The organism is Acidimicrobiales bacterium (assembly GCA_035533595.1).
GTDB lineage: Bacteria > Actinomycetota > Acidimicrobiia > Acidimicrobiales > Bog-793 > DATLTN01.
The window spans coordinates 1-15,287 of record DATLTN010000014.1; the positions used below are offsets into that span (position 1 = coordinate 1).

Annotated in this window: 12 protein-coding genes; 4 read left to right on the forward strand and 8 right to left on the reverse strand. The window is 71.4% G+C overall.

Annotated elements, in window-relative coordinates; all coding sequences use genetic code 11:
- Positions 1-228: 228 nt before the first annotated feature.
- A complete protein-coding gene (locus VNF07_02500; protein ID HVB05101.1) occupies positions 229-2,403 on the reverse strand; it encodes an AAA family ATPase in 2,175 nt (724 codons plus the stop codon).
- A 230-nt stretch (positions 2,404-2,633) separates the two neighbouring features.
- Here VNF07_02500 and VNF07_02505 point away from each other — a divergent pair, with 230 nt between their 5' ends.
- Positions 2,634-3,455 carry a PaaI family thioesterase gene (locus VNF07_02505; protein ID HVB05102.1) on the forward strand — a complete coding sequence of 274 codons (822 nt, stop codon included), beginning with the start codon at positions 2,634-2,636 and terminating at the stop codon, positions 3,453-3,455.
- Positions 3,456-3,515: 60 nt separating this feature from the next.
- Here VNF07_02505 and VNF07_02510 read toward each other — a convergent pair whose 3' ends face one another.
- From VNF07_02510 to VNF07_02520, 3 genes are all read right to left on the reverse strand, one after another.
- Positions 3,516-4,400, reverse strand: coding sequence for a fumarylacetoacetate hydrolase family protein (locus VNF07_02510; GenBank protein HVB05103.1), 885 nt, complete (start codon positions 4,398-4,400; stop codon positions 3,516-3,518).
- A gap of 77 nt (positions 4,401-4,477) precedes the next feature.
- Positions 4,478-5,575 (reverse strand): cupin domain-containing protein, encoded by a 1,098-nt coding sequence (locus tag VNF07_02515; protein HVB05104.1) that lies wholly within the window; start codon positions 5,573-5,575, stop codon positions 4,478-4,480.
- A 518-nt stretch (positions 5,576-6,093) separates the two neighbouring features.
- A complete protein-coding gene (locus tag VNF07_02520) occupies positions 6,094-6,618 on the reverse strand; it encodes a hypothetical protein (protein ID HVB05105.1) in 525 nt (174 codons plus the stop codon).
- Positions 6,619-6,742: 124 nt separating this feature from the next.
- Here VNF07_02520 and VNF07_02525 point away from each other — a divergent pair, with 124 nt between their 5' ends.
- A complete protein-coding gene (locus VNF07_02525) occupies positions 6,743-7,993 on the forward strand; it encodes an MFS transporter (protein HVB05106.1) in 1,251 nt (416 codons plus the stop codon).
- A 42-nt stretch (positions 7,994-8,035) separates the two neighbouring features.
- Here the strand turns inward: VNF07_02525 and VNF07_02530 are convergent, their stop codons facing one another.
- Positions 8,036-8,896, reverse strand: a complete 861-nt coding sequence (locus tag VNF07_02530) for a hypothetical protein (GenBank protein ID HVB05107.1) — start codon at positions 8,894-8,896, stop codon at positions 8,036-8,038.
- A 184-nt stretch (positions 8,897-9,080) separates the two neighbouring features.
- Here VNF07_02530 and VNF07_02535 point away from each other — a divergent pair, with 184 nt between their 5' ends.
- Positions 9,081-10,418, forward strand: coding sequence for a Rieske 2Fe-2S domain-containing protein (locus VNF07_02535; protein ID HVB05108.1), 1,338 nt, complete (start codon positions 9,081-9,083; stop codon positions 10,416-10,418).
- Between the two features lie 36 nt (positions 10,419-10,454).
- On the opposite strand, the gene VNF07_02540 is transcribed toward VNF07_02535, so the two are convergent.
- From VNF07_02540 to VNF07_02550, 3 genes are all read right to left on the reverse strand, one after another.
- The gene (locus tag VNF07_02540; GenBank protein HVB05109.1) at positions 10,455-11,399 is read right to left on the reverse strand and encodes an aldo/keto reductase; all 945 of its coding nucleotides are present in this window, start codon (positions 11,397-11,399) and stop codon (positions 10,455-10,457) included.
- A gap of 92 nt (positions 11,400-11,491) precedes the next feature.
- Positions 11,492-13,567: a xanthine dehydrogenase family protein molybdopterin-binding subunit gene (locus VNF07_02545; protein ID HVB05110.1), complete on the reverse strand. Its 2,076-nt coding sequence runs from the start codon at positions 13,565-13,567 to the stop codon at positions 11,492-11,494.
- Between the two features lie 247 nt (positions 13,568-13,814).
- Positions 13,815-14,978: an amidohydrolase family protein gene (locus VNF07_02550; protein HVB05111.1), complete on the reverse strand. Its 1,164-nt coding sequence runs from the start codon at positions 14,976-14,978 to the stop codon at positions 13,815-13,817.
- Positions 14,979-15,052: 74 nt separating this feature from the next.
- On the opposite strand from VNF07_02550, the gene VNF07_02555 reads away from it, so the two are divergent.
- Positions 15,053-15,287: hypothetical protein (locus VNF07_02555; GenBank protein HVB05112.1), on the forward strand; the 235-nt coding region annotated here is incomplete at its 3' end.

Sequence of the window (15,287 nt, forward strand, 5' to 3'; positions counted from 1 at the left end):
GTGCAGCGCTTCAACACCTCGAAGTCCGAGCCGGCGATGCTCGTCTCCGCGTCGAACCGGATCTTCAAGCACCTCGGTTACTCGCGGGTCGTCTATTTCGAGAACGCCCCGGAGTACGAAGCGGCCAAGGCGTAGTTGCCGAGCCGCCCCCGGCGGCCGAAGACCGCACCCGTCCCCGCACGCGCCCCGCGCCTCGGGGGCGGGTGCGCGCCCGGCGCGCCGGCGCCGTCAGGGCGAGGGCGAGAGCTCGGCGATCAGCGCGTCGAAGTGGCCGATCCCGACGCGGGCGTCGTCGAGGAAGTCGACGGCCTCCATCGCCGCGAGCTTCGCCGTCTGGCACAAGAAGGCGAGGTCGGCGCCGGCGAGGCCCTCGGTGAGCGGCACGAGGTGGGCGACGAGCTCGTCCATCGAGAGCCCCGCCTCGAGGTTGGCCCGCCGCAGGTGGATGCGGAGGATCTCGTCGCGGTCCGCGGCCTCGGGGAGGCCGACCTCGAGGTGGACCCCGAAGCGGCCCGGGCGGAGCGCCGCGGAGTCGACCATCGAGATGCGGTTGGTCGCCCCGATGACGATCACCTGGCTGCGCTGCTCCATGCCGTCGAGCTCGGCGAGGAGCTGGTTCACGACCCGCTGCGGGGCGCGCGTCCCCTCGTGCTCGAGGTCGCTGCGCTTGGGGAGCACGGCGTCCAGCTGGTCGAAAAAGACGATGCACGGCGAGGCGCGGCGGGCGACGTTGAAGATGTGGCGCACGCTCTCCTCGGACTCGCCGAGCCACTGCGAGAAGAGCTCTGGGCCCTGCACCGGGAGGAAGTTCACCCCCGCCTCGCGGGCGATCGCCTGCGCGAGAAGGGTCTTGCCGGTGCCCGGGGGGCCGTAGAGCAGCACGCCGAGGTTGCTCGACAACCCGGCCCGGACGAACAGGTCGGGGTGCTGCAGCGGCCGCTCGACGAGGTCGCGCATGCGGGCCTTCACGTGCGCGAGGCCGCCGACGTCCTCCCAGGTGACCGTGGGGAAGGTGATCAGCGACTCGCGCATCGCCGCGGGGTGGACGTGGGAGAGGGCGGCCTCGAAGTCCTCGCGCAAGACGACGAGGTCCTCGGGGCGAGGGAACGACGCCAGCGAGGGCGACTCGACGAACTGTGTCGAGTTCCGCCGGAGGGCGTTCAGCCCGGCCTCGCGTGAGAGCTCCATCAGGTCGGCGCCGACGAAGCCGTAGGCGCGCTCGGCGACGTCGGGGAGTGCCTCGAGCGCCCCGTCGTCGAGCGGCATCTCGCGCGTGAGGACGCGCAGGATCTGCTCGCGCGCCTCCACCGGCGGCGTCGGGAAGTAGATCTCCCGGTCGAAGCGCCCCGCCCGCCGCAGCGCCGGGTCGATCGCCTCGACCCGGTTGGTGGTGCCGATCACGAGCACCCCCTCGGCGCGCTTCAGCCCGTCGAGGAGGGCGAGCAGCTGGGTCACCGACCGTGCGTCGGAGTGGCTCGTCGCGGTGCGCCGCACGGGGGCGATCGCGTCGAGCTCGTCGATGAAGATGATCGAGGGAGGGCTGAGGCTCGCCTCGGCGAAGATCTTGCGGAGGTTGGCCTCGGTCTCGCCGGAGTAGGTGCCGACCACCTCGGGGCCGTTGATGTAGAAGAGCTGGGCGTTGATCTCGTTCGCGACGCTGCGGGCGAGGAGCGTCTTGCCGGTACCGGGCGCCCCATAGAAGATCACGCCGCGGGGCGGGTTGATGCCTAACTGGCGGTAGACCTGGGGGAAGACGAGCGGCAGCTCGACGAACTCGCGCACCTCGCGGATCTGCGCGCCGAGGCCGCCGACGTCCTCGAAGGTGGTGTCGAGCACGGTCTCGGACATCTGCTCGTCGCCGTGGACGTGGTCCTCCGAGTCGTGGTCGTGGTCGCCCTGGATCAGCCAGACGATCGTCTCGTCGTTGACGACCCCCTCGTCGCCCTGGACGAAGTGCACGTCGTAGGTCACGCCGGCGAGGGCGTCGGGGAGACGCACGTAGAGGATCATCCCGGGGCGCACCGCGACGCGCTGCTCGGTAAGGGCGCGCTTCAACATCGGGACGAGCTGCGGGTTGTAGCGCTGGCTCATGTCGATCCCCGGCACGAGGGCGAGCTCCGCGGTGGCCTCGGGCTGCACGACCTCGATGGTCACCTTCTCGTGCGGATAGGCCTTCAGCGCCTGGCGGGTGAAGCGGTCGATGCGGATCGAGCCCTCGCCGGGCTCGTCGACCGTATCGACCAGCCTGCAGAGCGCCTTGCGGCCGCGCTCGGTGCTGATGCGGAGGACCTCACCGGCCCCGACACCGAGAGCGGCGCGTACGTCGGGGGCGGCGAAGACCGCGCACAGCCGCGCCTCGCGGTAGTCCACCGGCCTGGGGTCGAGCACTGCCTGCTGGGACATGCGGGTTCCGTTCGAGAAAACGCGCCCGCACCTGCGGGCGTGGCCGATCTCTTCTATCAGGGTTCGGCTTTGGCGGCCCAGCCCGACGACTGTCCGTCGCCAGACGATCGCCACCGCACGAGGTCAGCCTTGGCTACGGTCCTCTGATACTCCACGACGACCCGCTCAGCGCCCACGTCGCCGAATCGATCCTCCACAGCCGGCGGAACGGCGTACCGGTCCTCGGAGGCGTGCTCGGCGTGCACGCCGTCGCCAACAACCGCACGGGCCGCGCGGCGAGACCGCTCGCCCTCGCGCCCCCGAGCGACCGCATCGCGACCATGGAGATCGCGATGCTGGCCGACTTCGCGCTCGGTGGCGCCCTCCGGCGCACAACGGGCCCGGACCATCCGCTCCCGACGGTAACGCTCGACCTCCAGCTGACCGGCGAAGTGCGGAGCGCGTCGCAACTCGTGACATGGCCCTCCTCGACGGTGGCGATCGAGGGGGGCCTCGGCAGCGCGACCGCCTCGATCGAGGAGGGCGACGTCGTCCTCGGCCAGTGCAGCGCGCTGTTCTCCGTCTCGCCGTCGGCGACGCGCGTCGCGCCGCTCCCCTGGGACGTCGACACCGAGGGGGAGGCCACGAGTACCGGCGAGGAGCAGCTCACCTTGGCCGAGCGCAACCTCGTCGGCCTCATCTCCGGTCACGCCGGCACCTCGGGCTCCCGGTCCTGGTCCGAGAGCCTCATCGAGAGCCTCTTCGCGCCGCGCGCGGCCGGGGAGGCCCGCCGGTCGGTGACGCCGGAGGCCTTCATGACCAATCGCGGCGGCTTCTTGCAGGGTGGCGTGCTCTTCGCCGTGGCCGCTCATGCTGCGCTCGAGGGTGGCGGCGACGCGCTGCGGCTCGCGTCGGGCCACATCGAGTTCATCTCCTCGGCCATGCCCGCCGCCGAGCTCACCGTGAGCGTGGAGCCCCTCCACGAAACCCGCCGGACGGTGTTCACCCGCGCCTTCGTCCACCAGGATGGGCGCCTCGTCGCTAACGCGAGCTTCGTCGCGCGGCGACGCTGAGCGAGTGTCGCCCTCGGTCGCGTGGGCGACGACCGAGGGTCGGCCGGACGCGCCGGCGCCCTACCAGGCGCGGATCGTCACCGGAAGCGACATCGACCCGATCCCCTCGGCTTGCACCTCGACGGTGTCACCGGGAGCGATCGCCCCGACGCCCGCCGGGCTGCCCGTGGTGTAGACGTCACCGGCGCGCAGTGGAAGCACGTGGGACGCCCGCGAGAGCAAGTTGGGGATGTCGACGATCAGGTCGGTCGCATGCGCGTCCTGGCGCTGTTCGCCATTCACCCACAGCTTCACGTTCAACCCGCGCCAGTCCGGGAGCTCATCGGCCGTCACGATGCACGGCCCCATCGGACTGAAGCTCGCGAAGGACTTGCGCTGCACGCGCTCCTCGCGATGCTCGGGTGTCGTGCGCAGGGTCACGTCGACGACGATCGTGTAGCCGAAGATGTAGCGCTCGGCCTCCTCCGGCGAGATCCCCTCGGCCGGCGCGCCGACGACCACCGCGATCTCCCCCTCGTGGTCGAAGCGACGCTCGGGAAGGTCCTTCAGCGGGAGCTCGATCGCGTCCTCGGGCCCCGAGACCGAACCCGTCGCCTTCAAGAAGAAGCCGAGCGTGTCCGCCGAGTCGCGTGGGCCGGAGTCGTCGCGGATCCTGAACCCCGCGGCGTCCATCTCCTGTTGGTGCGCGCGGTAGTTCGAGGGCGCCGCGAAGAGATGCATCGGGGCCGGGTTCGGAGCCTGTAGCCGCACGCTCTCACGGGGAAGCGCCGGCGCCGAGCCCGCAGCCTGTTCGACGGCCCCTCGGAGCTCCGCCCAGCCCGCGATGAGGCGGTTCATCGCGAGGAGGTCTCCCGGTTGCCAACCCGGCACCGCCGACGAGACGTCATGGATGCCGTCGTCTCGGTGCACGCCGATGCGATAGTCCGCGAAGGTGACCAGCTTCATGGTTCGACTCCTTGTCCGCCCCGGTGGGTGACAGCTCCTTTCGAGGAGCCAACCGCGTTCGGGTCCTTATTAGCGGTTCACGACTCCGACCGCCCGGGGGGCTCGGCCTCGTCGCGGTAGAGCGAGAGCGCGCGCTGTGCCGGCTCGTCGTCCGCGACGAACAGCAGCGCTTCACCCCCCTGTGCGCCATGGGTCGCCGCGCACCACGTCGGCACGCAGAACGTGTCGTGCGGCCCCCAGTCGAAGCGCTCGCCATCGATGATGCTGAATCCCGTGCCGCGGGCGACGTGGTAGATGCGATTGGCGGTGTCGCGTCGCAGAGGGCTCTGTGCGCCACCTTCGATCAGCTGCATGCCCGCGCCGATCGTCGGCATTACCGAACCGCCGCTCCGCGGGTCCGTGAAGCGGAGGCTGTAGGTCCCATCGCCCCGCTCGCGCTTCTTCAGCGTTTCAAAGACGGCGAGCGTCGCATCGATCCCGAAGCGCCTGAGCGGTGGGCGCCCAGCGGTCTCGCCGTAGGAGGAGGTCGGGAGCAGGTCGGTCGTCGAGGCGGTCGCCAGGGCCACGGCACTGGGCTCCACCACCGGTTGCAGGCTCTTCGGGCTCGAGTACTCCTCGTGGAAGGCGACGTCGATCGCCCGGACGAGCGGCCCGTCGAGGACATCGAGCCAGACCATCGTCTCGGGACCCTCGTGGACGTGCCCGTGCCAGGACCACCCCGGAGTGAGGACGACGTCGCCGGGCTCCATCGGCACCGGTTCGCCGTCGACGACGGTGCGCCCGCCCTCTCCCTCGATGATGAACCGCAGCGCGGCGAGGCTGTGACGATGGCTCGGGGCCGTCTCGCCGGGATGGACGAGCTGGAGCGCGCCGGACAGCGTGCGCGTCGTCGGGAGATCCGGGAGCGAGGGGTTGGCCATCGTGAGGACCCGACGGTCCACTCCACCCTTGCCGCCGAGGTCGAGCCGCTCTGCCGCCTCGAGCAGCAGCGCCCGCGCCGGGGCGTAGTGCCACACCCACGGCCGGACGAGCGCGAGCGGCGCAGTCGGCTGCTCAGGGCGGGCCCACAACGGCCGCAGCGACTGCGCTTGGATGCGGGCCAGGAAGTCAGACTCGTCGCCGGGCACTTCGGTGTCGAGCGGGGAACGATCGGAAAGCTTCTGCCCTGCCACCATCGGGACCCCCGCCCTTCACGTTCGTCTGGTTCGACACGAACCTTACGACCTGGGTGGCAGCACAACCCGCATGCCCGCCCGGGCGCGTACCGGACCGTGGGCGCTGCCGGCGGGGTGGATCGCAGGGTGCCCAGAGCGGAGCGGTGGAGCTCCTCTCGGGCTGCGAGCCTCAATCAGTCGATCGGGGAATGGGCCGATCGGGGACGCTGACGGCACCCGCGAGTAAAGGTCTGGCGCCCCGGGGGCGAGGAACTCGGCAGCGTCTCCAGACAGCGGCGACGCTCCTCGGCGGGGTCGCTGTGGCGGGACTCGTCACCTCCGGCGCACGCTCAGAATCCCGTGCGACGGTTGCCAACCTTCTCGACCAACGTCATCAAGCTCTTTTTGCGCCGGCCTCCCCGACGCGACCAACGCCGAGGGCTGGCTGAGCCGTGGTGCAGGTCCTTCGATGGCCGGGGGTATAGCCGGAGCCCGCTCCCCACACACGGATGGCCCGCGGCCGACGCTGGCCTGGCGGTTCAGCCCGCCCGGCGAAACGTCGCGCGCTCGCGCGCCGGGGCCCCAGCCTTTTGGCCGAAACCGGCGACGGCCGGCCGCGTCGTGGGGGCCGCGCCGGTGATCTCAGCGGACACGGCCTTCAGCGCCGCACCGGCCTCGCCGTCGATGCGGTTCACCGCGTCGCTGAGCCGCTCCCAGTTCAGGCGGTCGCGGGCCTCGGCAAAGCTCACGCACTCGAGGGCGACGAGCTCGGCGGTGCCGGGCGGGGCCGACTCGAGCGCCATCTCCATCGCGTGCACGAGCGTCGCCTCGATGTAGTGGACGGCCGCGCTGGTGGTGGTCCGCACGCTCGAGTCGACACCGACCTCCGCAACGGCGCCCTCGACGATCTCGGCGTGCCGTGACGCCACCTCGGCCTGGTCCTGCCAGGCGGAACGGAGTCCCACGTCCACCGCGCAGCGCAGCGCGGTCTCATAGATGGAGACCTCACCACGCTCGGTCTCGAGCGCCTCTACGAGAAGATTGCTCAGCTGTTCGTCAACCATTGGGTTCGCGATCCTTCCGGGGTGTGACGGGGTGCACTCGCCGCCCTACCCCACTACCGCGAGAGCAAACCCCCGCCGCGCCGACGATCCGGCCCCAAGCGACGTCGGTCAGTAGGTTGAGGACGTGGGGGTGTTCGTCGACATCGAGCCGCTTCGGCGCTACCCGGCCTTCCGGCGGCTTTGGGGCGGGGCCTTCATCTCCTCGATCGGCTCGCAGCTCAGCGTGGTCGCGATCGCCTACGAGGTGTACCACCTCACCGGCTCGAACCTCGACGTCGGCCTCGTCAGCCTCGCCCAGCTGATCCCGTCGATCGTCGGCTCCTTCGTCGGCGGCCCGATCGCCGACGCGATGGACCGCCACCGGCTGCTGCTCATCTGCGGCACCCTGCTCGCGGTGCTCTCGGTCGGCCAGGCTCTCGACGTCGCCCGCGCGCACCCCTCGGTGCCCCTCCTCTACCTGCTGGCGGGGACAGCGGCGCTCGTGCAGGCGGTGAACGCCCCCGCGCAGACGGCGATGATGATCTCGATCGTCGAGCGCGAGCACTTCGCCAAGGCGAACGCGCTGCGCCAGCTGAGCAACCAGGTCTCGAGCGTCGTCGGACCGACGATCGCCGGCCTGCTCATCTCCGCGTCGGGCGCGAAGCTCGCCTTCTCGGCGAACGCGCTCTCCTTCCTCGTCTCCATCGTCGCCGTCTACAGCGTCGGCGCGCGGCCGCCCCTCGGGGGGACGACCCGCTTCGGCTGGCGCTCGATCGTCGAGGGCTTCGCCTTCGTGAAGGCGCGCCCGGCGATCGCCGGCTCGTTCCTCGCCGACTTCAACGCGATGGTCCTCGGCATGCCGACGGCGCTCTTCCCGGCGATCGCGCTCCACCAGTTCCACGGCGGGGCGAGGACCGTCGGGCTGCTCTTCGCCGCGCCCGGCGTCGGCGCGATCCTCGGCGGCGCGCTCTCGGGATGGACCTCGATCGTCCGCCGCGCAGGCCTCTCCATCAGCCTCCTCAGCGCCGGCTGGGGGGTGGCGATCGCCGCCTTCGGCTTCACCCACTGGCTGGCGCTCGCCGTGCTGTTCCTCGCCCTCGCCGGCGCCTGCGACATCACCGCCTCGATCATCCGCGGCACCCTCATCCAGACCCAGACGCCCGATCGCCTGCGGGGGCGGCTGAGCGCGATCCAGACGATGGTCGTGAGCAACGGCCCCCGTCTCGGCAACACCGAGGCGGGCCTCGTCGCCGCCGCGACGAGCACCCAGTTCTCGGTCGTCTCGGGGGGGCTCGGCTGCGTCGTCGGGATGGCGCTCATCGCGCGGCTGCTGCCGCGCTTTGCCCGCTACGAGTTCGGCAGCCAAGAGGACGAGCTCGCCCGCCAGCAGACCTGAGACACGGGCGCCCGCCGCGAGTGGCGGGGCGCCGCTCGTCGTTCAGCCGTCGACGGCGACGAGGTGCTCGGGGAGCCCCACTCCCCCGGCGAGGCCCCAGGAGCGCATCCAGTTGTAGGTCTCCGCGAGGCGCTCACGCGGGTAGGGCGTGACGTGGATGTAGTGGAGGAAGTGCGCGGAGAGCTCCTCGGGGCGCAGGCCGCCATGGGTCGGCTCGACGACGAGGTGGGCGTAGTCCGCCGGCGCGGCGTTGATCCGGTCCACGGCCTCGTTGATCGACTCGAGGTAGGCGGCGCGCGTCTCGGGCGAGAGGTTGGCCCCCACGACCTCGGCGCCGCGGTAGAAGGTGGCGGCGATCGCGTGCGCGCCGAGCTTCAGGGCGTAGCTGATGAAGGGCTCCATCAGCGCCACCACCCGCGCCTCACCCGAGCGCAGCAGCTCCATGCGGTGGTCGGGGCCGCCGATGTGCTCGACGCGCACCCGCTCGCGGGGAAGCGCCCCCTCGAGGAGCTGCAGCGAGGTGTAGTGCGAACCGGTGAACTCGTTCACCCCGACCGCGATGTCGCCGAGGTCGTGCGGCTCGTTGAGGCTCTCGTCGAAGGTGAGGAGCGCCTGCGCGGCGACCGCGGCGCGCAGGATCGCGACCTGGCCGGGGCGGCTCCCGCGCTCCAGGCGGTCGATGCTCGCCCACTCGCAGACGTTGTAGACGTCGGCCGTCCCCGCCTCGAACTGGGATTCCTTCAGGCGGGCGAAGACGTCCCGCTCCGCGAGCGGACGCTCCTCGTAGCTGGCGGAGAGCTCGACGGCGAGGCCTCGCGCCTCGAAGAGGCCCTCCTCGATGCCGATGAGCACGGGGAGGTCAAAGGCTCGGCCGTTCGGCGCGATCTTCAGCTGCTCGGCCACGTCACTCCTCCGTCCCGCCCGGGACGATCCCCGGTGCGCCGCGAGCTTACGGGCCTCGGCCCTCGGGGGCGTCGTGTCCGGTGGTGGCGCCGCGGCGCTCCGTCGGGGACGGCGACGGGCCGCGGCGGTACGGTGGCCGGGATCGACACCGCTCCGTCGGGGCGGAGCGAGGGGGTCGCTGCACATGGTCACGCCAGCCGAGAACGACCGACTGACGAGGGTGGGGCCGGGCACCCCCCTCGGCGAGCTGCTGCGCCGCTACTGGCACCCGGTCGCCCCGGTCGCGACCCTCGACGACGACCCGGTCCGCAAGGTGCGCATCCTCGGGGAGGACCTCATCCTCTACCGCGACCGCTCAGGGACGCTCGGCCTCATCGGCCCCCGCTGCGGCCACCGCCTGGTCGACCTGCGGTTCGGCATCCCCGCCGAGCACGGCCTGCGCTGCCCCTACCACGGCTGGTGCTACGACGAGAGCGGGCAGTGCACCGAGACGCCGCTCGAGTCCCCGAACAGCCGGCTGAAGGAGCGCGTGCACATCGGCGGCTACCCGGTGCGCGAGCTCGGCGGCCTCGTCTTTGCCTACCTCGGCCCCGACCCCGTGCCGGTCCTCCCGCCGTGGGACTTCCTCGTGTGGCCGAACGCCGTCCGCCAGATCGGCGTCACCGTCATCCCCTGCAACTGGCTGCAGTGCCACGAGAACTCCGCCGACCCGTACCACAACACCTATCTGCACGGTCACTACTTCCGCTACGCGCTGGAGCGGGCGGGCGTGCTCGACGAGCGCACGCCCGACGGCGAGGCGCACCGCTCGAACACTTCGATCCGCGGCACCGACGGCCACGACGGGGTGGTCTTCAGCCGCGACCAGTTCGGCTTCCGGAAGGGCATCCGCTTTTCGACCGAGAAGGGGGCCAAGAGCGACTCGGTGCGCTGGTTCCCGTACAACATCTTCCCGTACATGAGCCGCGGCTCGAACGGCGCGCGCACGCAGGTGAACATGCGCGTCCCGATGGACGACACGCACACCTACCACCTGAGCTACGTCCTCTACCACGTGCCCGGGGTGGAGGCCCCACCCCAGCCCGTCGTCCCGCACTACGAGGCGCCGATCTTCGACGCCGCGGGGCAGCCGATCGTCGACTACGTCCTCGCCCAGGACATGGCCGCCTGGTGGTCCCAGGGCGAGATCACCGACCGCTCCGAGGAGACCCTCGGCGCGACCGACCTCGCGGTCATCGAGTTCCGAAAGATCATCGAGGAGCAGATCATCGCCGTCGAGGAGGGCCGGGATCCGCTGAACGTCTACTACGACCCCGCCGAGCTGGGCGAGTGCATCGAGCTCGAGCCGCCGATCGGGCGGGACTCCCAGCGCGGCGATCTGATGGTCGTCGCCCTCAACCGCAACCAGTTCCACAAGGGCTACTACGAGGACGACGTCGACCGCTACGGTCCGGCCACTCCGCTCGCGGCCGAGCTCATGCGCCGCGCCGAGGAGCTGCGGAGCGGAGCCCCCGTCCGCTGAGGCCCGTCGCCCGCTCCGACAACGGGCACGTCGGCCTCAGCGACCGAGCTCGCTGCTCGAGACCGCGAGGTGGCCGAAGCGGGCGACGATCTCGTCGCGCACCGCGACCGGGAGCGGGCCGCGAGCGATCGCCGCGACGTTCGCCTCGAGGTGCACGGGGTTGCCCGTCCCGATGAGCACGGTGCCCACCCCCGGCTCGTAGGCGGCGAAGCGGTAGGAGGCCTCCGCCATCGAGGCGACGGCGCCCGAGGCGGTGATGAAGCCGAGCGGGTCGCTGCGTTCGGCCTCGGGGATCGCCGCGCCGAGCTCGACGAGGCCCTCGACCTCCTTCGCGAACTGCTCCGGGCGGCTGAACGGGCCGCGCGCCGCGCCCATCACCTCGACCGCGATGTCCTTCTCGATCGTCGTCGAGAAGACCTGCTGGCGGGCGTTCTGGTTGAAGAAGTTGAAGCCCGCCATGACGACGTCGAAGCAGTCGTTGGCGACCGCGCGCCGCAGCACCTCGTGGGTCGGGTCCGCGCCCGTCGTGCCGGAGATCGCGAGGAAGCGCAGCTTGCCCTCGTCGCGCAGCGCCTGCAGCTCGGGGACGAGCTCGGCCAGGCAGTAGTCGTAGTCCCCGCTGTCCGGACGATGCAGGTGGTAGACGTCGACGACCTCGGTGCGGAGCTTTTGCAGCGCGGCCTCGAGGCCGCTCCGCAGGCCGGCGCGGTCGAGGAGCACGCCGTCGCGCCGCGGCGAGAGCTTGGAGGAGATCACCACCTCGTCACGCCGCCCCTCGAGCGCGCGCCCGACGACCTCCTCGGTCCCGTAGTTGGCCGCGGTGTCGAAATAGTTGACGCCGAGCTCGAGCGCCCGGTGCAGGACGGCCACCGCCTCCTCCTCGGAGGAGCCGGTCGAGAGGCCGAGGCGACTGGCACCCCCCGCGCCGATCCCGGCGACGCTCACTTGCAGGCCCGTGCGACCGAAGGTCCGATACTCCATCGGCCCCGATGCTACGGCCGGCAGGGGCGAGACGCTCTGGCGCGCCGCCACGGGAGCGGGCCAAGGTCAGCGGCCCGTCGGCGCCCCTTCCGTTACGCCCCCGTGCCCCCGTGCATCGCCTCGTAGATGCGCTCCGCGGTGACCGGGAGCTCGCGGATCCGGCATCCCGTCGCCGCGTACACGGCGTTCGCGATCAGCGCCCCGACCGGCGGCGTCGTCGACTCCCCGATGTTCTTCACGTTCGCCGTCCCGACGCCGCGCGCGCCGCGCACGAGCACCGTCTTGTACTCGGGCACGTCCGAGGAGGAGGCGATCTTGAACTCGCCGAGGTTCGCGGCCCAGACCTGACCGTCGGACTCGTCGAGGTCCTCGAGGCAGGCGTAGCCGAGGCCCATCGTCACCCCGCCGTCGATCTGCATCTGGTGCGCCTTCGGGTTGATGATCGCCGCCACGTCGACGGCGTTCTCGATCTCGAGGACCCGCAGCTCACCGGTCGCCGGGTCGACGGCGACCTGCGCGATCTGCACGATGTAGGAGCCGACGTCGGGACCGAAGATCTCGTCGACCTCGACCATCACCGATTCGTCGCGGAGGCGGTTGTGCCAGGCCTTGGACGCCGCGTCGACCGCGATCGCGAGGCCCGCCGTCACCCGGCTGCCGCCGGCGCCGGCGTCGCGGGGCAGCTCGTCGGTCGAGACGGTGGCGACCTCGACCTGGTCGGGGCTGAAGCCGAGCTGCTCGGCGATCAGCTCGCGGAGCACCGTGTGGCTGCCGGTGCCGGTCTCGACGATCCCCGTCTCGACGCGCACGCAGCCGTCGTCCTGCGGGATCACCCGGAGGCTGGTGTTCGCGTTGCTCGTCGTCCCCCGCCCGTAGAGGGCGACGCCGCGGCCGTAGAGCCAGCCCGCGGGCGCCTCCTTCTTGGTGAAGGCGCCGAGCGCCGCCTCGAGGGTGAGGGAGCCGCGGTTCTCGACCCAGGCGTGGCCCGAGGGGTCGACCTCGCCGTCCTCCAACAGGTTGCGCCGCCGCAGCTCGACCGGGTCGATGCCGGCGACGACCGCCAGCTCGTCGATCGCCGACTCGCAGGCGAAGGTCCCCTGTGGTGCTCCCGGGGCGCGCATGTTCCCGCGCGGCACGGTGTTGGTGTACACCCGCTTGATCTCGGAGAAGAAGGTCGGGATCCGGTAGGCCGGCGGGTCGACGGCGCCGTGCGGGCCCGACCCTCCGGGGGTGAAGCCGGCGTAGGCGCCGGCATTCAGGGTGGCGTCCATCGCGAGCGCCACGAAGTTGCCCTGCGCGTCGCAGGCGAGGCGGATCCGGATCTCCGAGGGGTGGCGGGGGTTCGCCCCCGTGAGGTCCTCGGAGTAGCGGAGCACGCTCTTCACGGGTCGGCCGAGGAGGCGAGAGAGCTCGACGCACATCGGGGAGTCACCGGGGCTCCCCTTCCCGCCGAAGTCTCCGCCGAGGTAGATCGGCTGCAGCTCGATGGCGTTCGGGTCGATGCCGAGGCAGCTGCCGATCATCGAGCGCACCCGGAAGGGCGCCTTGTTCGTCAGCCACAGCTTCACCTCGTCGGCGGAGCGGTAGTCGGCGATGCAGGCCTGCGGCTCGAGGTAGCCCTGGTGCACGCCCTGGGTGCGGTAGACGTGGTCGATCTTGTGCGCCGCGGCGGCGTAGGCGGCCTCGAACTCCTCGAGAGAGCCGTGGGTGTGGTGGTAGATGAGGTTCGGGCCGTCGCCCTCCTCGATGACCGCCCCCCGGTAGCTCCAGGGCGCGTCGTGCACGAGCGGCGCGCCGGCGGCGAGCGCCTCCTCGGGCGTCGTCACCGCGACGAGCGGCTCGTACTCGATGTCGACGAGCGCGGCGGCGGCCTCGGCCTGCTCGCGGGTCTCCGCGACGACCGCCGCGACCCGCTCTCCGACGAAGCGGACCTTGCCGCGCGCGAGCACCGGCGAGTCGGCGACGGCCCGCCCGTAGGTCCCCTCGCTCACGTCCTCCGCGGTGAAGACCGCGATCACCCCCGGCGAGGCGAGGGCCGCGCGCTTGTCGATCGAGACGATCCGGGCGTGCGGCATCGAGCTGCGCGCCGCGGCGACGTGCACCATCCCCGGCACGGAGTAGTCGGCGACGTAGCGCGCCGCCCCGGTCGCCTTCGCGGTCGCGTCCACGCGGCCGCGCCGCTCGCGCGGCTCGGATCGGGTCTCGTTCGCCAGGTCTGTCACGCGACGTCCATTCGTCTTCCACCCCCGCTCAGCAGCTGCCTGCCGTGCTCGGGCGCCGATCGGCGGTGCCCGGTGGCCTCCAAGATACCGACCCGGGGCGCTCCGTCCCCTGGCCCGCCAAGGCCCTCGCCGCGCCCGGGCCCCGGGCCTCGGCGCCGCGTGCGCGCCGAGGGCGGCGCCGCGGGTGGGGCGCCTACGGCTCGCCGAAGCAGGCGACCGGGTTGTCCCACAGCAGCTTGCGCAGGGCCTGCTCGCTCACTCCGGCCTCCCGCCAGGAGAGCACCTTGTCGACCGACTCCGGGAAGCGCGACTCGGCGTGGGGGTAGTCCGAGCCCATCATCAGGATCCCGTCCCCGAGGAGCTCGATGACGTTCTTCGCCATCTCCGGCCCCTCGTGCATCTCGATGGAGGCGAAGAACCTCCCCGAGGTCAGGTACTCCGAGGGGCGCTGCTTCAGCGTCTCGTTGACGTAGCCGACGTAGATCATCTGGTCGTCGAGGCGACGCGCCCAGAAGGGGAGCCAGCCGAAGCCGGACTCGAGGATCCCGAAGCGCAGCTCCGGGTGGCGGTCGAGGATCCCCGAGCCGCACATCGCCGCCACGAAGCGCATCGCCGCCCACGGGTGGCTCGCGCTGCGGCCGATGAAGGGGTTCGCCCACAGGTCGCGGTAGCCGGGGTAGCCCGTCGCGAAGCTGTGGTGGACGATCGCGAGGCCCTCCTCCTCGGCCGCCTGGAAGATCGGCTCGAGGTCGGGGTGGTCGATCGGGTAGTCGAGGGGCATGTAGGGCTGCACCCCGACCGCCCAGGAGGACGGGCCGTAGCGGTGGATCTCCTCGACGGATTCGGGCACCGAGCGGGCGGTGGCGACGATGAGCGACTTCAACCGGTGTGGGTAGGGGGCGCAGAAGTCGTCGAGCCAACGGTGCTGGGCGCGGATGAACTCCAACTCGACCTCGGGATCGTCCGCGCCGTTGGCCCCGTTGGGGACCATCATGTGGACGTCGGTCCCCTCCTCGTCCATGTCGCGGGCCCGCACGTCGGAGAACTCGTCCCCGCCCTGGGTCGGGAAGTGCGAGCCCATGAAGGTCTGGAAGTGGCGCTCCTGCTTGCGCGGCTCGGCTTCGCCGAGGACACGCGGTGCCGTGCCCCCCCAGCCGCCCCCGAAGCTCGACATCCGGTAGTTGTGCTTGAAGGGGGGCTCGCGCTCCTCCCCCGCCCAGCCGATCTTGATCTCGGTCCGTCGCTCGTCGAGGTCCGGAACGAGCTCCCGGAGGCGCGGCGAGAGATACGGCTCGAGCTCCTCCGCAGAAGCCGAGCAGTGCGTGTCGGCGTCAAAGACCCTGAACCCGTTCCTCATGTCCCCCTCTTTCCACCTGGTGCCGTGACCGCGCCCAGCATCGCGCCCGAGCGACGCGGCCGCTGGCGCAATTCTTGCTCGCCCGCAACCGTCCCGCCCAATGCTCGCGCCTCGCGATGCGCCACCACGCCCTCGACCGGGGACTGACCATCGACAAAGGGCGTGTACAGAGGCTGTCGCACGAACCTTGGGGTCCCACCTTCCTACGGGGCCGCGCGGGAGAATTGATCATGCCGATCAACCTCCGCGAAAGCGATCGTGACCAGCTGTTCTTGCTGCCTCCGTCGGTCGCCGACTGGCTCCCCGAGG